Below are 20,304 nucleotides of genomic sequence, written 5' to 3'. Positions count from 1 at the left end.
GCACGTCCCCTCCGGTGATTGGCGGCCGATCAACCACACATCCGGTGCGCGTCACCGGCAACGGGTTTTCTGGGCGGGTGGGCGGAACGACGTGCTCGCCCATCGGCGCGAGGGGTCGGCCCGGCAGAACCGGTCACCGGCGCGGCGCACGCGTGCGGCGGTAGCAGGACCAGCCGGCCATGGGCAATGCGGTTGCCCATGCCAGCAGCAGGGGCAGGCCGATGAGGACCCCGGTGGTGGTGAAGATGTCGTCCCCCGGGCTGGTGTCGGCGCGTTCGGCCGCGAACTGCCAGGGCAGCGTCACCGCGTAGCCGATCATCAATGCGGATCCCAGGACCGTCGGCGTCAACAGCCGAACGGCTTCCGACCGGCTTGGTCCGTGATCGTCGCCGGGGTGGTGGGCGTCGGACTCGCCGTCTTCCTCCTGCTCGGTCTGGTCCGGCCGTGGGGCATGGTCTTCCCGCGGTGGACGCTGTGGCTGGCCGGCCACCGCGTTCCTCGATTCCTGCCGCTCGCGCCGGTCTGGCTCATCGCGCCGACGTTGGCGCTGTACGGGACGGGAAGCCTGGCCTACGCGTTCTTCACCGAGTACGGGGTCGTGAGCCTGGGTGCAGCCGCCTCGATCGCGTTCGGGGGATACGGCTGGGCCCTGTGCATCGCCGCCGTCTCCTACCAGATCCGAACCAGACCGTCCTGCGCGGACACCGCCTCACCGTGATCGGCGGTGGTAGGAGACCGTTGTCACGACGAGCAGCACCGCGCCGACGAAGAAGTAGGTGTTGATCCCGATCCCGGCCCAGAACTCAGCCGTGGAGATGTCGTCCGCCCCCACGAAGCCGCCACGGTTGCCGGTCGCCATGAGCAGGTTCTCGACCATCCCGGGAACCCCCCGGACGACGAGTAGCGCGCTGCCGAACCACAGCGGCGTGCGGAGCACCCATCGAGGGAAACGCCGTCCCCACGGCCGGACGGTGGCCACGACGACAGCCGCCCCGACGGCCGACATGAGGACAAGTGTGATGTTGAAGATCACGTACGCCCGCAGGTCCCACGGTCCGTCGCCGGTCGGATCGTCACCGGGGAGGAACACCGCTACCACGTGGGACACGACGAACAGCATCAGCCACGCGCACGTGCCGTACGCCCAACGAGGGCTGGCGGGAACTCTCATACCCCCAAGATCGTCGACCCGGGCGGCATCACGCCTCCCATCCGGAGGGGATCCGTCTCCCCCACCCGAGGGGGCTCGTCGTCCGCTCATGCCGAACTGAGCGCGGTCAGTGTGTTCGGGTCTCCCAGACCGGCTGCTGAGGCTCGTCGTTGTGCACGACGATGTCGACGTGATCGGTCGGGCGGACCGTAGCGAAGTAGAGCTGCTGGGAGGGGATGTAACGCTCGCGCCAGCGCCGTTCGATGTCGGCCCGAGACAACACCCGCCGCTCTCGGATCAGGGCACGATCCACAGTCTTCGCCAGCGCGGTCGACACGAAGATGCGCAGGTCCCACCGATCAATCAGTTCCGGGCGCATGAGGAAGACGCCGTCGAAGACCAGCACGGCGTCGGCGGTGGCAGTCATGACCGGCGGAGACAGCACGGTATCCGCGGTGCGGTCGTACACCGCTTGTTGGAAGCGTCGATCTCCGCCTGGGCCGAGCGGATCGAGCAGAACCCGGTTCAACGCGCCGTGGTCGTGCGTGTCGAAGTAGCAGCCTTCGGCCGAGTACTCGCCGCGCGGGTAGCGCCGCGCCCGGGGGAAGAGGAAATCGTCGATCGTCGCGCGGATGACCTCGCGGCCCTGTGCGCGCAGGGCGACGGCCAGTTCGTCGGCGAGCGTGGTCTTGCCCGCAGCGGGCGGTCCGTCGACGGCAACCCGCGTCGGGTGTGGGACTGTGACCGACCCGACTGCCTCAGCCAGGCGGCTGAGCAACTCGTCGCGGGTGCCGTGGTCCATGTCCAACCCGTCCTGATCTCACGAAGGGCGCCATGCCGAGCGAGATTGCCGCAGGTGGACGTGGCGGTATGTGGGCGACGGACGAGTCGACCTGTACGCCGGATTCTGTCACCGGCACGCCCCGAGGGGCGGCCGGCGGCGGCCATCCATCTCGGCCTACCGTCGCCGGCAGGCTCCAGCGGCCTACCCGCAGACATCGGGCGGGCCGCCCTCAAGCGTCTGCGCGGATCGTCATCTTGCGGTGACGACCCTTTCTTGGCCTTGCTCCGGGTGGGGTTTACCGAGCCATCCCGGTCACCCGGGATGCTGGTGGGCTCTTACCCCACCGTTTCACCCTTACCGTCCCGTGTCGGGCCGGCGGTCTGTTTTCTGTGGCACTGTCCCGCGGGTCACCCCGGGTTGCCGTTAGCAACCACCCTGCCCTGTGGAGTCCGGACGTTCCTCGGCGGCGGGCCGCAGCCCGCCGACGCGACCGCCCGGTCGACTCGTCCGTCGCGCTCCCATCCTAACGACGAACCCGCCGCCCCCATTCCCACCCCACGCGCCGCGCCCATCCTGCGTCGATCAAGGAGTTTGCGTCGCGGGGAGGCCGGTTCCTGACGCAAACTCCTTGACAACGCGGGACGGGGGCGGACGGGGGCGGGTGAGGGCGGTCCTGCGTGGGGCTGTCGGGAGGGCTAGCCTGCGGGATCATGGACCTCTCCGACGTCGCGCTGCTGGTCGCCGCCGGTCTCGCCGCGGGCACGGTGAACGCGGTGGCCGGGGGTGGCTCCCTGATCACCTTCCCGGCCCTGATCGCGATCGGCCTGCCCCCGGTGCCCGCGAACGTCAGCAACTCGGTGTCGGTCTTCCCCGGCTACGTGGCCAGCGTGGCGGGCAGCCGGGCGGACCTGCCCCGGGGGCGGGCGCTCTGGCCGCTGCTGCCGACGGCGGCAGCCGGCACGGTCGTCGGTTGCGTGCTGCTGCTGGCCACCCCGGCCCGCGCGTTCGAACTGGTGGTGCCGTTCCTGGTGCTGGGCGCGACCGCTGTGCTGGCCTTCCAGGATCCGCTGCGCCGGCTGGTCGGCCATCCGGCCGACCTGAGCCCGCGCCGCCGCACCGTCACCGTGCAGGCCATGGTCGCGCTGGGCACGGTGTACGGCGGCTACTTCGGCGCGGCGCTCGGGGTGATGCTGGTGGCCGGTCTGGCCCTGGTGCTGGACGCCACGCTGGCCCGGGTGTCGGCCATCAAGAACCTGCTCTCGGCCGTGGTGGGGCTGACCACACTGGTGGTGTTCGCGCTCTTTGGGCCGGTCGACTGGGCCGCCGTCGCGGTGGTCGCGCCGGCCACGCTGGTCGGCGGGTACGTGGGCGCCCGGCTGGTCCGCCGGCTCCCGCCGGTGGTGCTGCGGACCCTCATCGTCGTCTTCGGCACGGTGATCGGCCTCTACCTGCTCTACCGCGCCCTGGGCTGACCGACCCGGGAGGAGCCCCGGCACGAAGGGCCCCTCCGCAGAATCAGTACGCCTCGCCCACCGGCTCCTCCGGGGCGTGCTCGTTGCGCCGGGCGGCGGAGTTCCACCGGGACCAGAGCACCCGCTCGCCGTAGCCGGCGGCCATCACGTGCGCGAAGGCAAGGTAGACCACCACGCCGACGGCGAGCACCCCGAACCCGACCCAGAACGGCAGGGCGAGCGAGTGCTCGGCGAGCTTGCCGGAGATGATCGGGGCCGGCGCGGCGGCGCCCCAGCGGACCAGGTTGAACGCGCCGGTGGCGACCCGCCGGTCGCTGGAGCCGAGGCCCAGGGCGAGGTCGGTGAGGTTGGCGTTGGCCAGACCCATGAACAGGCCGGCGAGGACCAGGACCACCAGCGACATGGCGGTGCCGGTGGAGGTGGCGAAGAGGACCATGCAGACCAGCAGGCCGGCGATGGCGACGCCGACGGTCTGCACCGCGCCGATCCGGTGCGCCAGCCGGTGGCCGATCAGCAGGATGCCGGCGGCCAGGCCGAGGCCCCAGCCGGTGAAGGCCAGGCCCAGCGGGATGACGTCGAGGTGCAGGTAGAGCGGCGTGTAGCCGAGCACCACGAAGAAGACGAAGTTGTAGGCGGCGGTGACCACGCAGAGGGTGATGAACGCCGGCTTGCGGTAGGTGGAGAAGATCGCGTCGAGGCGTACGGGCGCCTGCCGGTTGGCCGGTTCGCGCAGCTTGCGCGAGGCGACGGCCAGCGCCAGCACCATGAACACGCCGCAGACGAAGAAGGGCAGCCGCCAGGACACCTCGCCGAGCAGGCCGCCGATCAGGGGGCCGACGGCGAAGCCGAGACCGAGCGCGGTCTCGAAGAGGCCGACCACCCATTCCCGGTCGTTGGCGAGGTTGACCAGCACCACCATGGCGGTGGCGAAGAACATGGCGTTGCCCAGGCCCCAGACGCCGCGCAGCACGGAGAGCTGCACGATGTCGTTGCTGAACGACGCGAGGATGGCGGCCAGGCCGACCACCGAGACGCCGGTGATCAGCACCGGCTTGAAGCCGAACTTCCCGCTGGCGAGGGTCGCCGGGATCATGCCGAGCGCCATCACCGCGATGTACGCGGTGAAGAGCAGCTCGACCTGCCAGGCGGTGACGCCGATCGCCTCGCCGATGGCGGGCAGGATCGGGTCCACCACGGCGATGCCGGCGATGGCGAGGAAGGCCACCAGGGTGGTGGCGTAGATGGCACTGCGGTTGGGTTCGGATCGCCGATCCACTCCGCGCCTCCAGACAGATAGCTGTATCTTACAGGCAAATCGGTTGTATCATACAGCTATGAGGGACGACGCTCACGAGGAAGATGTCATACTCGGCCGGATCGAGACCGAGGTCGCGCTGCTCATGCGGCTGGGCGAGGCGACCCGGCGGGCCAGCGGCACGGCCGAGCACCGGGTGCTGGACCGGGCGGCGTACGTGATCCTGCGGCACCTGGCCGGCGCCGGCCCGCAGAACGTCTCCGCGCTGGCCACGAAGCTGAACCTGGACGGCTCCACGGTCACCCGCCAGGTCTCGGCCATGCAGCGGGACGGGCTGATCGCGCGTACCCCGGACCCGGCCGACGGGCGCGGCACGGTGATCTCACCGACCCCGGCCGGCCTCCAGCGGATGGCCGCCGTGCGGGCGGCCCGCACCCGGCTCTACGGCGACATCCTGGCCGCCTGGTCCCCCGAAGACCGGGAGAGCCTCGCGGACCTGCTGCACCGGCTCAACCAGGCCCTCGAATCGCGCACCCGCCGCCGCTGAACGCGGCGCCCGGCCTGTTAGGAGGGGCCCCCTGTACAACGCGAAGCGTTAACAGGGGGCCCCTCCTTTCACTCAGGCGACCGGTTCGGGGGCGGCGTCCGCGTCCCGCTCCGTGCCCGGGGTGACCCGCGGGTCGCCCTCGTCGGCGAAGTAGTCGTCCGGCGTGGTGGCGTCCACCCCGTCGGCCACCTTCGCGGCCCGCAGCACCAGCGTGAGCAGCGCGGCCACCGCGAGGTTGACCAGCACCGCCACGATGCCCACGTAGATCGTCTTCGTGGTGTCGAAGCCGAACTTCTCCAGCGGGAAGGCCGAGCCGGCGAAGTGCTTCTTGCCGGTGGCCGGGTTCCCGATCTGGTAGAGCATCCACATGCCGAGGCCCATGCCGGCCACCCAGCCGGCGATCAGCGCACCCCGGTGGAACCAGCGGGTGTAGAGGCCCAGCGCCACCGCCGGCAGCGTCTGGAGGATGATCACGCCGCCGATGAGCTGGAGGTCGATGGAGAACTGCGGGTCGAGGAAGACGATGCAGGCCACCGCGCCGACCTTCACCACCAGCGAGGTGATCTTCGAGACGTTCGCCTCCTGCGCCGGGCTGGCGTCCCGCTTCAGGTACTCCTTGTAGATGTTGCGGGTGAACAGGTTCGCCGCCGCGATCGACATGATCGCCGCCGGCACCAGCGCGCCGATGCCGATGGCCGCGTACGCCACGCCCGCGAACCAGTCCGGGAACTGGCTGTCGAAGAGCAGCGGGACCACCGTGTTGCCGTCGACGCTGCCGGCCTTGGCGCCGGGCAGCGGCTTCACGCCCGCCGCGATGGCCATGTAGCCGAGCAGCGCGATCAGCCCGAGCAGCAGGCTGTACGCCGGCAGCGCGGACATGTTCCGCTTGATCACGTCCCGGTTCTTACTGGCCAGCACGCCGGTGATGCTGTGCGGGTAGAGGAACAGCGCCAGCGCCGAGCCGAACGCCAGTGTGACGTACTGGAGCTGGTTGTTGGCGTTGAGCAGGATGCCGTCCCCGGGCGCCGGTGACGCCTTGAACTTCGCGTCGGCCGCGTCGAAGATGTCGCCCCAGCCGCCCAGTTTGTAGGGCAGGTAGACGACCGCCACCAGGATCACGATGTAGATCAGCGAGTCCTTGACGAAGGCGATCAGCGCCGGCGCGCGCAGCCCGGACTGGTAGGTGTAGGCCGCCAGGATCGCGAAGGCGATGATGATCGGCAGGTGCCGGGCCAGCGCGCTGTCCCCGGTCACGCCCATCGTCTTGAGCACCGCCTCGATGCCGACCAGCTGCAGGGCGATGTACGGCATGGTCGCCACGATGCCGGTGATCGCGATCAGCAGCGCGAGGATCGGCGAGTCGAACCGGTTGCGGACGAAGTCCGCCGGGGTGACGAAGCCGTGCCGGTGCGAGACCGACCAGAGCCGGCAGAGCACCAGGAACACCATCGGGTAGATGACGATCGTGTACGGCACGGCGAAGAAACCCGCCGCCCCGGCCCCGAAGATCAGCGCCGGCACCGCCACGAAGGTGTACGCCGTGTAGAGGTCACCGCCGACCAGGAACCAGGTGATCCAGCCGCCGAAGCTGCGCCCGCCCAGGCCCCACTCGTCCAGGTGGGCCATGTCCCGCGGCGCCCGCCACCGGGCCGCCACGAAACCCATGGCGCTGACCAGCAGGAAGAGGAAGCTGAAGACGATGATCTCGGTGAGGTGGTCACGCCACATCAGCGGTCACCTCCCCGCTTCTTGGTCATCTGGTAGACCAGCGTGGTGGTGGCCACGCCGAGGATGATCCAGGCCAGCTGCAGCCAGTAGAAACGCGGGAAGCCGAACAGCCGGGGCGAGTCGGCGTTGAAGAAGGCCGGGATCAGCGGCACCACGATCGGTATGAAGAGCAACCAGTTCCAGGGACTGTGGTCCTTCGCCCTGGATCGCGCCGTTGTCGGCGCCTCCGGTTCTGGTGCTGCCATGTGACACACCTCCGGGAACTCGTAACTTGCCATGTGACGGCCGGAGGCTACGACCCTGTGAGCGAGGTCACGTTCTACCGGAGGACGGCGATGCGCCGAGCGGCCGCCCGCGTGCGCCGAACGGCCGCGGCCCAGGGTTGCGGCGCGGCGTCAGGCGCGCCGAGGCGGAGGCGCCGAGGCGGTCAGAGGTCGGCGAGGTGGGAGGTGTCGTTGACCGAGCGGACCGCGACGCCGCCGTCCGGGTAGAGGTCGAGCACCGAGACGCCCGCGGTGTCCAGGTAGAGCCGGTGCAGGAAGGCGTCGCCGGCCGCGAGGGCGTCGCGCAGCACCAGCTTGATCGGCGAGACGTGGGAGACCACCACGACGGTCTCCCCCGGGTACGCCTTCCGCAGCCGGTCGACCGCCCGGCCGGTCCGCTCGGCGACGGCGACGAACGACTCGCCCTCCGGCGGGGCGATGCTCGTGGAGGCCAGCCAGGCGTCCAGTTCCCCGGCCCAGCCCTCACGCACCTCGGCGAAGGTGCACCCCTCCCAGACCCCGAAGTCGCACTCGATCAGGTCGTCGTCGGGGCGTACCGGCGGGTTGCCGACCAGCGCGGCGACCGCCTCGGCGGTGGCCACGCAGCGCGCGAGCGGGGAGCTGACCACGGCCGCGACCGACGGTGCGAGGGAGGCCACCCGGGCGGCCGTGGCCCGGGCCTGGGCCCGTCCCCGGTCGGTCAGCGGCACGTCGCCGCGCCCCGAGTAGCGCTTCTGCACGGTCCGCTCGGTCTCGCCGTGCCGGACCAGGATCAGCCGGGTCGCCTCCTCGGTGGGGCGCGGCTCCCAGGAGGCCGGCGTGGTGGCCGGGTCGGTGCCGGTGGCCCGGCCGGTCGCGGCCCGGGCGGCCACCTCGCGCACGGCCGGCTCGGGGGCCGCGAGCTCGCGCGGCGACTCCACCACCGGCCCGGCCGGGGCCAGCCCCGCCGCCGCGTCCATCGCCGCGTTGGCCAGTGCGTCGGCGTGCTTGTTGCGCTCCCGGGGCACCCACGTGAACCGCACGCTCGCGAAGCGGCCGACCAGGCCGGCGGCCTGCGCGGCGAGCGGCCGCAGCCCGGGGTTCTTGATCTGCCAGCGGCCGCACATCTGCTCGACCACCAGCTTGGAGTCCATCCGGGCCTCCACCTCGGCCGCGCCCAGCTCGGCGGCAGCCTCCAGCCCGGCGATCAGGCCCCGGTACTCGGCCACGTTGTTGGTGGCCGTGCCGATCGCCTCGGCCCGCTCGGCCAGCACCTCGCCGGTTGCCGGGTCCCGGACCACCGCGCCGAAACCGGCCGGTCCCGGGTTGCCCCGGGAGCCGCCGTCGGCCTCCACCACGACCGCGCGCACCGCCACGACGGCTACAGCCCCGACTCGTTGGTCCGGACCATGATCCGCCGGCACTCCTCGCAGCGGACCACGTCGTCCGGGTCGGCCTTGCGGATCCGGGCCAGGTCGGCGCCGGAGAGCTCCAGCCGGCACCCCCCGCAGCGGGCGCCGGTGAGCAGCGCCGCGCCGAGGCCGGTGTCCGTGCGGATCTTGTCGTAGAGGGCGACCAGGTCGGCGGGCAGGTCGCCGGCGAGCGGCTGGCGGGCGCCGCGCTTGAACTCCTCGTCCTTGGCGATCTCGGCGAGGCTGTCGTCGCGGCGCTGCTCGGCCGCGACGCGCCGGTCCCGGGCCTCGGCGATCCGCCGCTCGACGCCGTCCAGCACGCCCTGCGCGGTCTCCCGCTGCTCCATCAGCTCCAGCTCGGCGTCCTCCAGGTCGCTCTGCCGGCGGTTCAGCGAGGCCAGCTCGTGCTGGAGCGCCTCCAGCTCGCGGGCCGGGCCGGTGCCCGCGGCCAGCCGGTTCTCGTCCTTGCTCTTGCGGGCCCGGACCTGGTCGACGTCCTTCTCCAGCCGGGCGATGTCCCGGTCCAGGTCGTCGACGGCCACCTGGGCGCGGACCCGCTCGTCCTCCAGCGCGGAGAGCTCGCGCGCCAGGGCCTCCAGCTCGGCCAGCTCCGGCAGCGTCCGGCGGCGGTGGGCGAGCTGGGCGAGCGCGGTGTCGATCCCCTGCAGGTCGAGCAGGCGGCGCTGCACCTTCGGGTCAGCCTTCACGGTCGGGGCTCCTTGTCGTCCGGTCGGGTGCGGCGGCGTGCACGGTCCACGGGTCGGTGTCCAGGTCGGACACCGTGGTCTCGACGCCCAGCTCGTCCCGCAGGTGGGCGGCCAGGTCGTCCAGCCAGGGTCGCTCGGTCGCCCAGTGGGCGGCGTCCAGCAGGGCCGGGCCGCCGGCGGCGAGGTGCTCTCCGGCGGGGTGGTGGCGCAGGTCGGCGGTGAGGAACGCGTCCACCCCGGCCGCGGTCGCCTCGGCGAGGAAGCTGTCCCCCGAGCCGCCGCTGACGGCGAGGGTACGAACCATACGCCCGGGATCCCCGGCGGCGCGAACTCCCCAGGCGGTGACGGGGAGCACCGCGGCGGCGTGCCGGGTCAGCTCGGCCAGGGTGAGCGGGGTGGGCAGCTCGCCGATCCGGCCGATGCCCCGGCCGGGGCCGGCGGCGGGCGAGCCGGGGCGGGGCGGGTGCAGCGGGCGCAGCCCGGTCAGCCCGAACCGGGCGGCCAGGGCGTCGGACACCCCGGGGTCGGCCACGTCGGCGTTGGTGTGTGCCACGTACAGCGCCACGTCGGCCTTGATCAGCCGGTGCACGATCCGCCCCTTGTACGTGGTGGGGGCCACCGACGAGACCCCGCGCAGCAGCAGCGGGTGGTGCGCGACGATCATGTCGGCCCCGGCGGCGAGCGCCTCGGCCACCGTCTCTGGGACCACGTCGACCACGCAGGCGACCCGCCGGACCGTGGCCTCGGGCTCACCGAGCACCAACCCGACCCGGTCCCACTCCTCGGCCCAGGCGGGCGGGTAGCGCCGGTCGAGCGCGGCCACCACGTCGGCGACCGTGGGCGACGATCCGGATGTGCTCACGGCCGGCCAGCTTACCGGCGTCCGGAGGCCGACATGCCCGATGGCTGTTAGGAGGGGCCCCCTGTACAACGGAATGCGTTAACAAGGGGCCCCTGCTTGCACCTCAGCCGACCGGGGCGGCCGGGCGTGGCGCGGCGCGGAGGGCGGCCAGGCCGGCCTCCCACGGGAAGGTGTCCAGGTGCCGCTCACCGGTGCCCGGCGGGTGCAGCGGCACCACGTGGTCGCCGAAGACCACCCGGACGCCCCAATCGCGCAGCCGGGCCAGGCTGGCCCGGAACGCCGGGTGGGCGGCCATCGCCACGTTGGTGTACGGCACGGCCGCGATCGGCACCCCCATCCCCTGGCCCTCGACCAGCAGGCCGAGCGCGAGGGTGTCGGCGATGCCGACCGCCCACTTGTTGACGGTGTTGACCGTCGCCGGGCAGACCAGCATGGCGCTCGCCGGGGGCAGCACGTCCGGGTCGCCCGGGTTCTTGTAGTGGGTGCGGACCGGGTGACCGGTCTGGCGGGCCAGCGCCGTCCGGTCGACGAACTTCGCGCCGTCCGGCGTGGTCACCACGCAGACCTGCCAGCCGTCCTGCTGGGCGAGGTCGACCAGCCGGCCGACGTGACGGGCCAGCGGCGAACCGCAGGCGATGACGTAGAGCACCGGTCGGTGCCCGTTGCTGGTGTGCGGACCGCTCATCCGGCCCGACCCGCGCTCAAGCCGCCGCCTCCCCTGCGGTCGGCGTCGGCTTGAGGCGGGGCCGCACTGTGCCCGCTGATTCGCTCGCTGCGCTCACTCATACTCCGACTCCCATGTGCTCAGCCAACTCCGCGATCGGCGGAGGCGGCGCACCCCGTGTGCGACGGAGTACGTCCGACATCACCTCGTGGGCGATGGGCCGGCAACGGATCTCGGAGGGCGCGAGCCGGTCGCCGCGGAGCAGCATGTCCCCGGCGTTGGCGACATCGCCGACCTGGGCGAAGCCGCGGGCGATGTCCAGCAGGTGGTGCGCGCGCCGCTCGGGCAGCAGCGCGTTGAACGCGGGCTCGGCCAGCCGGTGGTGGGTCTCCACCGCCCGGCCGCCGTCGCCCAGTTCGACGGCGGCGGCGGCCCGGTGCAGCTCCAGGTTGGTCGGGCCGAACGAGGTCCAGTAGTGGTTGTGGTCCCCGCCGAGCAGGGTGGCGGCCTCGGCCGCCCCGGTCAGCAGGTCGTCCACGGTCGCCGAGTCGCCGATGCGGGCCGCGGCCATGGCGCCCTGGAGCAGCAGCATCCCGTAGACCGAGAGACGTTCCGGCCGCACGTCGTTCTCGCCGCCCGGGGCCAACCGGTTGGCGATCCGCACGTTGAGTTCGAGCGCGGGGCGGGGGCGGCCCATGGCGACGAGGGCGTTGCACACCCGGGTGGTGGCGATGCCGGCGAGCAGGGGGTCGTCGGCCCGCTGGGCGACCGCCATCGAGCGGTCGGCGGCCAGCCAGGACAGGTCGCACTCGCCGAGCTTGCGCAGCACCGAGGAGGCGATCTGGTAGACCTGCCCGAGCAGGTGGGCGGCCTCCCGGGCCTGGTCGCCGCCGTAGCCGGCGTCGGCGGCCTGGGCGTCGCGCAGCAGCTTGGGCAGGGCCCGGGTGAGCATGCCGTAGCGGCCGTACTGGTAGGTGAGCCAGGCGTGGTTGACCGCCTTGCGCATGTCGGTCAGCGGCGGGGGGTAGGGCGCCGCGTCGAAGTACGCGCTCATCGAGTCGTAGCGCTCCAGCGCCGCCCGGATCTCCTCGACCTCGACCTGGTCGATGCAGTTGAGGGCGTCGGTACGCCGCTCCGGGTCCTTGCCGAGGAGCAGTTGCACGTCGACCTGGAGGATGTCGGCGATCTCGTAGAGCACGGAGAACTTGTCCAGCCGCCGGACGCCGCGTTCCACCTTGTCCACCCAGCTCTTGGACTTGCCGAGCCGGTCGGCGAAGACCTGTTGGGACATCTTGCGCCGGCTCCGCCAGTACGCCACGCGCCGGCCTATGGGTAGCTCGTCCATCTCCCCATCCCTCCCCCTGCCCGTGTCCGGCTGATCCCCCCGATCGACCAATCGCGACAGTCCTTCGGTTTCCAGGTTTTCGCTGGTCGCACAGTCTGTACGTCGGCCGTACAGCCAGTTCTCGTAGTTTTCGTGCAAGTTGCATCAGCCGTTCGTCAGCTCAACGAGCGTGGGTTACGGCAGTGACGGCGTTCGACGTGTGGTGTGTGGACAGTTCCGGGCGGGCGAGAGGGGATGGGACACATGTGGGGAAATGTCGGACCGCGCGTGGCTCACCTGTCGCCGCTGGAACGGGTCCGGCTGCGCCGGGTCGCCGTCCGGTACGCCGCGCACGGCTGGGCCGTGACCCCCGGCGCCTGCCTGGCCAACAGCCGCTTCGTCTGCGGCCGGGCCGGCTGCCCCACGGTCGGCTGCCACCCCGCCCTGGAGAACTGGGAGCACGCGGCGAGCGCCGACCCGGCCCGGGTGGCCACCTGGTGGCGCAGCCGCCCGCACGGGGTGCTGCTGCCCACCGGACGCGCGTTCGACGTCCTGGAGGTCGCGGCCCACCTGGGCCGGCGGGTGCTCGACACGGTGGCCACCCATCCGGCCGGCTTCGGCGTACGCGGGCCGGTGCTGGTCACCCCCACCGGCCGCTGGATGTTCCTGGTGCGCCCCGGCGACCCGCTGCGCCCGGAGCTGGAGCACTGCTTCCACGTGGTCCGGCACGGTCCCGGCTCGTGGATCCCCGCCCCGCCGACCCGGCTGCCCGAGGGGACGGTCCGCTGGGCGGTCGCCCCCGAGCAGGCACGCTGGCGGCTGCCCGACTCGTACCTGGTGCAGAACGCGCTCATCGCGGCGTTACGGGCGGCCGGGATCACGCTCGCCCCCGAACTGCTCCCCGGTCAGCTCCCCCTCCCCCGGCGCGGCTGCTGACCGGCGGCGCCCGGGCAGCGACCTCACCGGCGTCGTACTCGTTGTGCCTGGCGAGGGCGCAGAAGCGCCGGAGCGGGGGTGGAGGATGTCCGAGGACGACGCGGCCCGCCACAGCGGCGGCACCGAGCCACCGCCGCACCGGCGCCGCCCGTACCGCTGGGCCTTCACCCGCCCGTGGGGCACCCGGCCGCGCGGCTCACGCCCCCGCGGCTCCCGCCCCGCCACCACCCACCGCCCGCTGCGCTGACCCGCGTCCCGGGGCGTCAGGTACTCACCGGCAGGGCGCGGGAGTGCCGGAGGCGGCCGTCGTCCGTCACCACCGCGTGCCGCCAGGGGGCGGGCAGGCGGTCCAACCAGCCGATGCCGGGCTCGCCCATGGCAACGGCGGCGGTGGCGTAGGCGTCGGCGACGCCGAGGTCGGGGCCGACCACGGTGACCGAGCGCAGGCCCACGGCCGGGGCTCCCCGGCGCGGGTCGACGACGTGGTGGCCGCGCTCGTAGACGCCGGAGGTGGCGACCGCCAGGTCCGTGCCGGTCAGCACGAGGCAGGTGGCGGCCGGGTCCCAGGGGTGCCGGACGCCGATCCGCCACGGGCCGCCGGTGGCCGCGTGGCCGCGTACCCGGACGTCACCGCCGGCGTTCACGCAGTGGTTCGGAGCCCCGGCCTCGACCAGGCGGTCCGAGGCCACCTGCGCGGCCCAGCCCTTGACGTAGCCCGACGGGTCCAGCCGCCCGGTGGCGTACGCGTCGAAGAAGCCGTCGGTGCCGGTCCACAGGTCGGCGCAGCGCTCCAGCACCGCCCGCAGGTCGGCCGACGCCCCGGCCAGCGGCAGCTCGCCCCGGTCCAGCCGGCACACCTCGCTGTCCGCCCGGTAGGTGCTGAACCGCGCGTCCACCTCGCGCAGCCAGGCGAAGGTGCCCTCGGCCAGCTTGTGCAGGGTCGCGGCGGGCAGGTCGTCGGCCAGGTCGAGGCTGATCGCCGTACCCATGATCTGCTCGACCCGGCGCAGGCCCGGCCTCATGCCGCGCCGATCTCCGTTCGCGACTGCGGGGCTCGCAAACCCGGCTCGCTCCTCGCGCTCACGCCTTGTCCAACGCGGCCTGGAGCGACTGCTTGTACGCCGTGCTCGTGTAGGTGGCCCCTGACACGGTGTTCAGGTTGGCGCTCTGCTTGGCGACCACCTCGCCCGAGCTGCCGCTGTAGCGGGCCTGCACGTCGTCGGCGCGCAGGCCCTCCTGACCGCCGACCGGCATGTCGAGGCCGGTGGCGTCGACGATCCGGCTGCCACTCAGGGTGATCTGCACCCGGAGCGAGCCGTAGCGGTAGGCGACCGTCGGGCCGGTCACCGTGCGGGTGGTGACCTTCGGCGCCCGGGTGGTGGTCCGGGGTGCGGCGGTGGTGGCCCGGGCGGTGGTGCCGCCGCGGGTGCCGGGGGTGCGGCTCGCGCCCGCCCTGGCGGTCGGCTTCGCCGACGCGCCGGGTCGGGCGGAGGGGGTGACGCCGCCCGGGGTCGGCTCGGGAGCCGCCGCGCCGCCGGAGGCGACGGGGGCCTGGGCGACCGGCCGTTCCTGGGCGGCCTGACCGGTGCCCGGTGCGCCCTTGAGCACCACCAGCGCGGTGGTGCCGGCGGCCAGGCCGGTGATCGCGAGGAACGCGCGACGCATGGGCGGGGCCTCTCTACAGCTCGAAGGTGGCGAGGTGGATCTGCCGGCGCGGCACCCCGGCCCGGCGCAGCACCCGGACCGCCTCCTCGACGAGGCCGCCCGGGCCGCACAGGTAGACGTCGCGCCGGGTCAGGTCGGGCACCAGCCGGCGCAGCCCCTCGGGACTCATCACCTGGCGGGGGCCGGGGTCGTCGCGGGAGCCGACGACGTACCAGACCGAGGTGTGCCGGGCCTGGGCGAGCCAGTCCAGCTCGTTGTGCAGGAGCACGTCGGCCGGGGTGCGGGCGCGGTAGATCAGCGCCGCCCCGGGCGGCAGCTCCTCCAGCATGGCCCGCAGCGGCCCGATGCCGCTGCCGCCGGCGATCAGCAGGGCGCGTTCCCGGGTGCGGTGCGCCGCCGTGAAGGTGCCGGACGGTCCCTCCGCCCAGACCCGGGTGCCCGGTGTGAGATCCCGCAGGTCGGCGGTGTGCCGGCCGACGACCTTCACGGTGAGCCGCAGCCAGCGGCCGTTGCCCGCCGCGGAGAGCGAGAACGGGTGCGACTGCCACCAGCCGCCGGGGTTGAGGAAGCGCCAGCGGAAGTACTGCCCGCCGAGCAGGTCGATCTGGTTGAGCCGGTGCCCGGTCAGGTAGATCGAGACGGTGTCCGGGCTCTCCGCCACCACGTCGGCGACCCGCAGCCGGTGCCGCAGGTTGAACCGCAGCGGGGCGATCAGCCGCCCCCACACCAGCGCGGCCACCACCAGCAGGTACGCGGCGATCCAGCCGGTGCGCACCGGCCCCGGCTCGTAGAGCTGGGCGCCGTTGCTGAACTGGTGCCCGTAGCCGAGCAGCAGGGCGAGGTAGCTGGTCAGGTGCAGGTGGTACCAGAGTTCGTAGGGCATCCGGCGACGGATGCCCCGGACCGCGGTGAGCCCGACCGCCACCATGATGCCGGTCGCCACGAAGGCGGAGACCATGTCCTCGTAGTGGGTCAGCAGGGCGCCGACCTGGCCGAGGATCGAGTTGCGCTCCAGCCGGGCGTAGCCGACCACCAGCAGCGCCAGGTGGGCGAGGACCGCCACCAGCAGCGTGGCGCCGAGGTCCCGGTGCACCCGGGACAGCCGCTCGCCGCCCAGCCAGCGCTCCAGGACCCCGAGCCGGCTCATCATCAGCACCTGCACCAGCAGCAGGTAGCCGGCGACCAGGCCGGTGATCCGGCCGGCCGCGGTGAGCACGTGGGTGGTGTCGGCCAGCGAGCCGGGCGGGGTGGCGAGCCACCAGGGCAGCACCGCCGCGACCAGGCCGAGCCAGAAGGCGGCGGCCAGCACCCGCCGCCCGCCGGGCCCGCGACGCGGCCGGCCCTGCGGTACGGGGGCAGCCGGACGGCCGCCGTACGGGGCGGGTGCCCCGCCGCGGCGGCCGGCGGCGTAGGTGTCCTGATACGTCACGCGTACAACTTCACGGGAGTGTATTTCTGCCGGGGGAAGACCTTGTCCACCTGCGCGGTCGTCAGTCCGAACCGGCCCTGCGCGACCGACCCGTAGGCGTTGAACATGTTGTTGTACTCGGGTACGTCTCCGCTGTCGAGATCGTTCAATCCGTTCCAGGTGCCCAGCAGCGAGCCGGCCAGCTTGCGCCCGGACAGGATGGTGACCACCCCGCCGTGCCCGTGGTCGGTGCCGCCCTGGTTGGAGGCGACCCGCCGCCCGAACTCGCTGGACACCATGACCGTCACGTCGGCGGCCCGGTCACCGAGGTCGGTGAAGAACGCCGCCATGGCGTTGGCCAGTTCGTTGAGCCGGCGCCAGAGCTGGCCGCCCTCGCGGGTGCCCTGGTTCTCGTGGGTGTCGTAGCCGCCCATGCCGACCGTCGCCACCCGGACGTTCGCCCCGCCCTTGATGAGCTGGGCGAGCTGCTGGAAGGCGTACCCGACGCCCTCGTACTTCACCCCGGCGGCGGCCGCGTACGGCTTCGCGGCCAGCTTCTGCGCGGTGGCCAGCGCGCCCATCCCCTCGCTCACCGCCTCCTCCACCGGGTGGTTGATCCCGGTGAACAGGCCCCGGATCGCCTTCTCGGTGGCGGCGCGGAAGCGGTCGTCGCCGTTGAGCCGCAGCTCCCCGACGCTGTTGAGGGAGATCGCGCCGTTCACGCCGACCAGCGAGCGGGGCAGCGTGCTGCCGATGCCCACGCTGCGGAACGCGGTGCCCTTGCCGAGGGTGTCGACCAGGCTGTCCAGCCAGCCCCGGCCGCCGGTCTCACCGGGCAGGCCGCCCAGGTTGCAGGCGTCGGCCGCCTGGAAGTGGCTGCGGGACAGGCGGGGGTCGGAGACCGCCGGCACGAAGCCCAGCTGGCCGGCCTTGAGCCACTTCTCCAGCGGGGCGAACGCGCTGGTCAGCTTGAAGCCACGGCCGAGGGCCAGCGAGTCGTTGCCGAGCAGCAGGTCCGGGCGGGACCTGCCGAGCACCGGGTCGTCGGCCGGGGCGACCAGGCTCAACCCGTCCAGCCCGCCGTAGAGGAAGACGTGGATCAGGGTGCCGGTCTTCGTCGCCGCGAAGGACGCCGAGGTCGTGACGAACTGGGCGGTGGCCAGGGCGGTCGCGGTGGCCGCCGCGCCGGCGACGAAGGTACGCCGGGTGACGCCCCGGCCGTCCTGCTGGGCCTCCTCCAGCTCCTCCAGCCGGCGGTACCGGTCCGCCTCGGCGGCGTTCTCGGCCGCGACGATGTCGGCCTCCGCGCGCAGCAGCGCCTCGGCCGGGTTGTCGGCCAGCCGCCGCAGGTCGGGGCATTCGGGGTGCAGGGGGTACGGGTTCACGGTCATCTCCATCGAATGCCTCACCGGAGGTGGTGCTGGGGGGACGCGAGGATCGTCCGCGCGACCGCGGCGATGGCCCCGTTGAAGGTGGCGTCGACCTTGGTGCCCGCCGACACCCCGGCGACACCGAGCACGAGGGCCTTCTCCTTGGCGCTCAGCTTCTGGTGCACGAGCCGCTGGGCCAGCGCGTCCACGTACGCCCCGGCGGTCGCGGGCGGCTTCGCCACCAGCTTCTCCGGCCGCACGTAGGTGAACTGCTTGCGGTAGGCGGCGATCAGGTCGCCGGCCTCGTTCCAGCCGTCGACCATGGTGCCGGCGGAGGTCCAGGCCACGTAGACGTCGGCGTAGCCGTCCGGGGTGGGCTTGCCCATCGGGTACTGGCCCAGCTCGCGCATCTTGTCCTGGACCTGCCGCAGCCCCTGCGCGAACGGGGTGCGTCGCTTGTCGCCGTCGAAGCCCGCGGACGCCTCCGGCCCCACCCCCAGCGACCGGTAGGTGGCCACCAGGTACTCCATCGGGCGGCGGACCTTCTGCCCCACCGAGGCCCAGAATTCCGACGAGCTGAACAGCGTGGCCAGCACCGGCCGGATCTGCCCCTTGTTCGTCGTGTACGCCTTGGCCAGCCGGTCGACCAGCGACTTCGGCGGGGTGTCCGAGACGAACCGGGTGGCGAGGCTGCTCGCCACGTACCGGGCGGTCGACGCGTGCAGCGCGATGTAGGTGATGTACTGGTCGATCACCTTGTCGGCGACCTTCGGGTCGGTCGAGTTGTTCGCGTGGCTGAACCCGAGGATCTTCACCTTGCCGACGTAGTGCCGCTCCGGGAAGAACCGGTACTTTCCGTCGGCGACGCCCCGTCCGGTCTGGAGCATGGCGGCCTGGCGGACGTCCTTCTCGGTGTAGCCGCCGTCGACGCCGACCGAGTAGAGCTCCAGGTTCTCCCGGGCCAGGTTCTCGTTGACCGCGTCCTTGCGCGAGTCCGTCTGGTTCAGGTAGATGAGCAGCGCCGGATGCTTGTTGGCGGCCACCAGCATCTCCGGGTAGCTGCCCAGCGCGTGCTTGCGGATGACGTCCTGGTCGAAGGAGTTGCGGTAGATCTCGCCGCCGTCGAAGTCGGCCGCCACGTGCAGGAAGTCGTTCCAGAAGTCGACCATCACCTCGAAGAGCTGGCGGTCCGACCAGATCTGCCGGGCGATGGTGGCGTCCACCGTCTCCCGCTCCGGCTGGGCGCCCCGCTCGTTGAGCTGGTCCCGCTGGTCGCGGAGCTGGGTCGGGGTCAGCTTGAGGGTGGGCAGCTCGGCCAGCTTCAACTCGGCCTTCGTCGGCGCGATCTTCTCCGGCTGGAGCTGCTGGCGCAGCCAGTCGTCGATGCCGAGCCGCTTGATGTCGGCGAGCACCTTCGGCGTCGGGCCGAAGGTGGTCCGGCTGGCCAGGTGGCGGATCGGGTCCTTGGCGAGCACCGTCTTGACGGTCACCTGGGTGGCCGCCGCGGCGGCCGCCGGGCTGGCGAAGACCCGGCCGCCGGAGGGCGCGTTGCGCTTGAGCGCCGCACCGGCCCGGGAGCCCATGTAGCTCTCGTTCTGCTCGGTGTAGGTGCGCACCGTGCTGGGCTGCTGGCCGCTCGGGCGGGCGGCGGTGCCGTCGGTGACCACGGTGCCGGTCGCGTCGCCGGCCACCGCGTCGTCCGAGAACAGGCCCCGGACCTGCGGCGACAGGAAGGCGGCGCCACCGGCGACCACCGCGGCGCCGCCGAGCGCGGCGAGGGCCCGCCGGCGGCCGCGGCGCGGCTCGTCGCCGTCGTCGTCCAGGTTGGGCAGTCCCGGTGCGGGCGGCGGGGCGTACCCGCCGGACGGCTGGGGGTAGCCACCGGCGAAGCCGTCGGGCCCGACCCACTGCGGGCCGGACGTCGGCGCCGCGGGGGTGGTGTAGCCGCCGGGACCGGCGTACGGCATGGCGTTGTCGCGGTACCCGTCCGGATGGGGGTGCTGGTATCCGTCCCAGCCGCGATCGTCCCGAGGGCGACGCGGTGGCACGTTCAGGTCGGCCATGTAGCTTCCCGTTTTCTTCGAGCGCCGGCACGCCTGCCACCCGGAGGTGGGCGGAGGGGCGGCGACGGTTGCCGGAGGAGTTGCTACGGGAAAGTAGCCACGCGTCTCCGGGCGCTCAAGACGCGCCGATTGCACCCGCGAGGGCACTTAAGACGGTGCTCAGGCCGCCCGCCGGGCGGCCGGTGCGACGGCCGTTGCCCGGCGACCTCCGGAGCAGGGCCGACCCGGGCGGTCCCCGCCCGGACGTGACGTTTCCGCCCCTCGCGACGCTGCTGGCGGCGTTCAACCACTGAGGGAAACTTAAGGCACGGATAAGCCTGTGCTGAGGTCTCCGGCCGGTGCGTGCGACCCTGTCCGGCCCCGCCGAAAGTAGCGGTGGGAGCAGCGCGTGACCCGCCTCCGTTCCGGGTATGCCGCCGAACCGCTGAAGCCGTGAGGGGAAGGCACCGCCATGCTCAGCAAAGAGGATCAGCGCAGGTTCGAACAGATCACCCGCCAACTGCGGGAAAGTGACCCGCAGTTCTTCGCCCGGCTCGACCACCGGGCCCGGGGCCGCCGAGGCCGGTACCTGATGCTGTTGACGATCGTGCTGTGGGCCTCGCTGCCGGCGATGACCGTACTGGCCGGACGGCTGGCCGGCGCGATCTGCGCCGTGGTGCTGGTCGCCAACGCCGGCCTCATGTGGCGGTTCCGCCGACGCTGGCTATGACCGCGG

22 protein-coding genes and 1 other RNA gene are annotated in these 20,304 nt (G+C 72.7%); 6 read left to right on the top strand and 17 right to left on the bottom strand.

Annotated elements, in window-relative coordinates; genetic code table 11:
- Positions 1-133 precede the first annotated feature (133 nt).
- On the bottom strand, positions 134-319 hold the full coding sequence (locus ABZS80_RS21355) for a hypothetical protein (protein WP_355058276.1): 186 nt from the start codon (positions 317-319) through the stop codon (positions 134-136).
- A gap of 75 nt (positions 320-394) precedes the next feature.
- Between ABZS80_RS21355 and ABZS80_RS21350 the strand changes: the two genes are divergently transcribed.
- Complete coding sequence (locus ABZS80_RS21350; protein WP_355058274.1) at positions 395-718, top strand: hypothetical protein; 324 nt, start codon at positions 395-397, stop codon at positions 716-718.
- On the opposite strand, the gene ABZS80_RS21345 is transcribed toward ABZS80_RS21350, so the two are convergent.
- The 3 genes from ABZS80_RS21345 to rnpB all read right to left on the bottom strand — a co-directional run bounded on the left by ABZS80_RS21345 (position 710) and on the right by rnpB (position 2,440).
- On the bottom strand, positions 710-1,108 hold the full coding sequence (locus tag ABZS80_RS21345) for a hypothetical protein (protein ID WP_355058272.1): 399 nt from the start codon (positions 1,106-1,108) through the stop codon (positions 710-712). The genes ABZS80_RS21350 and ABZS80_RS21345 overlap by 9 nt on opposite strands.
- Positions 1,109-1,277: 169 nt before the next feature.
- The gene (locus ABZS80_RS21340; RefSeq protein WP_355058270.1) at positions 1,278-1,952 is read right to left on the bottom strand and encodes a uridylate kinase; all 675 of its coding nucleotides are present in this window, start codon (positions 1,950-1,952) and stop codon (positions 1,278-1,280) included.
- A 78-nt stretch (positions 1,953-2,030) separates the two neighbouring features.
- Positions 2,031-2,440, bottom strand: an RNA gene (rnpB, locus tag ABZS80_RS21335) — RNase P RNA component class A.
- 204 nt (positions 2,441-2,644) lie between these two features.
- Here rnpB and ABZS80_RS21330 point away from each other — a divergent pair.
- On the top strand, positions 2,645-3,406 hold the full coding sequence (locus ABZS80_RS21330; protein WP_355058268.1) for a sulfite exporter TauE/SafE family protein: 762 nt from the start codon (positions 2,645-2,647) through the stop codon (positions 3,404-3,406).
- Between the two features lie 43 nt (positions 3,407-3,449).
- Here ABZS80_RS21330 and ABZS80_RS21325 read toward each other — a convergent pair whose 3' ends face one another.
- The gene (locus tag ABZS80_RS21325; RefSeq protein ID WP_355058266.1) at positions 3,450-4,682 is read right to left on the bottom strand and encodes an MFS transporter; all 1,233 of its coding nucleotides are present in this window, start codon (positions 4,680-4,682) and stop codon (positions 3,450-3,452) included.
- 58 nt (positions 4,683-4,740) lie between these two features.
- On the opposite strand from ABZS80_RS21325, the gene ABZS80_RS21320 reads away from it, so the two are divergent.
- On the top strand, positions 4,741-5,208 hold the full coding sequence (locus tag ABZS80_RS21320; protein ID WP_355058264.1) for a MarR family transcriptional regulator: 468 nt from the start codon (positions 4,741-4,743) through the stop codon (positions 5,206-5,208).
- A gap of 72 nt (positions 5,209-5,280) precedes the next feature.
- On the opposite strand, the gene mctP is transcribed toward ABZS80_RS21320, so the two are convergent.
- The 7 genes from mctP to ABZS80_RS21285 all read right to left on the bottom strand — a co-directional run bounded on the left by mctP (position 5,281) and on the right by ABZS80_RS21285 (position 12,168).
- Positions 5,281-6,936, bottom strand: coding sequence for a monocarboxylate uptake permease MctP (gene mctP, locus ABZS80_RS21315; protein WP_355058262.1), 1,656 nt, complete (start codon positions 6,934-6,936; stop codon positions 5,281-5,283).
- Complete coding sequence (locus tag ABZS80_RS21310) at positions 6,936-7,181, bottom strand: DUF3311 domain-containing protein (protein ID WP_091269096.1); 246 nt, start codon at positions 7,179-7,181, stop codon at positions 6,936-6,938. Before ABZS80_RS21310 ends, mctP begins: the two co-directional genes overlap by 1 nt.
- Before the next feature lie 182 nt (positions 7,182-7,363).
- On the bottom strand, positions 7,364-8,554 hold the full coding sequence (locus tag ABZS80_RS21305) for a bifunctional RNase H/acid phosphatase (protein ID WP_355058259.1): 1,191 nt from the start codon (positions 8,552-8,554) through the stop codon (positions 7,364-7,366).
- Between the two features lie 5 nt (positions 8,555-8,559).
- A complete protein-coding gene (locus ABZS80_RS21300; protein WP_355058257.1) occupies positions 8,560-9,297 on the bottom strand; it encodes a C4-type zinc ribbon domain-containing protein in 738 nt (245 codons plus the stop codon).
- Positions 9,287-10,159, bottom strand: coding sequence for a Nif3-like dinuclear metal center hexameric protein (locus ABZS80_RS21295; protein WP_355058255.1), 873 nt, complete (start codon positions 10,157-10,159; stop codon positions 9,287-9,289). Before ABZS80_RS21295 ends, ABZS80_RS21300 begins: the two co-directional genes overlap by 11 nt.
- Positions 10,160-10,262: 103 nt before the next feature.
- Positions 10,263-10,844 (bottom strand): flavoprotein, encoded by a 582-nt coding sequence (locus ABZS80_RS21290; RefSeq protein ID WP_355058253.1) that lies wholly within the window; start codon positions 10,842-10,844, stop codon positions 10,263-10,265.
- A 97-nt stretch (positions 10,845-10,941) separates the two neighbouring features.
- Entirely contained in the window at positions 10,942-12,168 is a 1,227-nt protein-coding gene (locus ABZS80_RS21285) for a helix-turn-helix domain-containing protein (RefSeq protein WP_151465286.1), read from the bottom strand.
- 243 nt (positions 12,169-12,411) lie between these two features.
- On the opposite strand from ABZS80_RS21285, the gene ABZS80_RS21280 reads away from it, so the two are divergent.
- Together ABZS80_RS21280 and ABZS80_RS21275 are read left to right on the top strand one after the other, a co-directional pair.
- On the top strand, positions 12,412-13,083 hold the full coding sequence (locus ABZS80_RS21280) for a bifunctional DNA primase/polymerase (protein WP_355058250.1): 672 nt from the start codon (positions 12,412-12,414) through the stop codon (positions 13,081-13,083).
- Between the two features lie 85 nt (positions 13,084-13,168).
- On the top strand, positions 13,169-13,330 hold the full coding sequence (locus tag ABZS80_RS21275; RefSeq protein WP_262282274.1) for a hypothetical protein: 162 nt from the start codon (positions 13,169-13,171) through the stop codon (positions 13,328-13,330).
- 16 nt (positions 13,331-13,346) lie between these two features.
- On the opposite strand, the gene ABZS80_RS21270 is transcribed toward ABZS80_RS21275, so the two are convergent.
- The 5 genes from ABZS80_RS21270 to ABZS80_RS21250 all read right to left on the bottom strand — a co-directional run bounded on the left by ABZS80_RS21270 (position 13,347) and on the right by ABZS80_RS21250 (position 19,589).
- Positions 13,347-14,072, bottom strand: a complete 726-nt coding sequence (locus ABZS80_RS21270; RefSeq protein ID WP_355058376.1) for an FAD:protein FMN transferase — start codon at positions 14,070-14,072, stop codon at positions 13,347-13,349.
- A gap of 91 nt (positions 14,073-14,163) precedes the next feature.
- Positions 14,164-14,748, bottom strand: a complete 585-nt coding sequence (locus ABZS80_RS21265; protein WP_355058248.1) for an FMN-binding protein — start codon at positions 14,746-14,748, stop codon at positions 14,164-14,166.
- A 13-nt stretch (positions 14,749-14,761) separates the two neighbouring features.
- A complete protein-coding gene (locus ABZS80_RS21260; protein WP_355058246.1) occupies positions 14,762-16,177 on the bottom strand; it encodes a ferric reductase-like transmembrane domain-containing protein in 1,416 nt (471 codons plus the stop codon).
- Positions 16,174-17,547 carry a DUF1501 domain-containing protein gene (locus ABZS80_RS21255; RefSeq protein ID WP_355058374.1) on the bottom strand — a complete coding sequence of 458 codons (1,374 nt, stop codon included), beginning with the start codon at positions 17,545-17,547 and terminating at the stop codon, positions 16,174-16,176. The genes ABZS80_RS21260 and ABZS80_RS21255 overlap by 4 nt, the downstream gene beginning before the upstream one ends.
- 14 nt (positions 17,548-17,561) lie before the next feature.
- On the bottom strand, positions 17,562-19,589 hold the full coding sequence (locus tag ABZS80_RS21250; RefSeq protein WP_355058244.1) for a DUF1800 domain-containing protein: 2,028 nt from the start codon (positions 19,587-19,589) through the stop codon (positions 17,562-17,564).
- Positions 19,590-20,040: 451 nt separating this feature from the next.
- Between ABZS80_RS21250 and ABZS80_RS21245 the strand changes: the two genes are divergently transcribed.
- Complete coding sequence (locus ABZS80_RS21245) at positions 20,041-20,298, top strand: DUF3040 domain-containing protein (RefSeq protein WP_151461528.1); 258 nt, start codon at positions 20,041-20,043, stop codon at positions 20,296-20,298.
- The last annotated feature ends 6 nt before the right edge of the window (positions 20,299-20,304 follow it).

This window comes from Micromonospora sp. NPDC005305, from assembly GCF_040607315.1.
In the GTDB taxonomy this organism is placed as follows: domain Bacteria; phylum Actinomycetota; class Actinomycetes; order Mycobacteriales; family Micromonosporaceae; genus Micromonospora.
The sequence above is the reverse complement of the archived record's forward strand: the minus strand, read 5'-3'. Positions and strand labels throughout refer to the sequence as shown.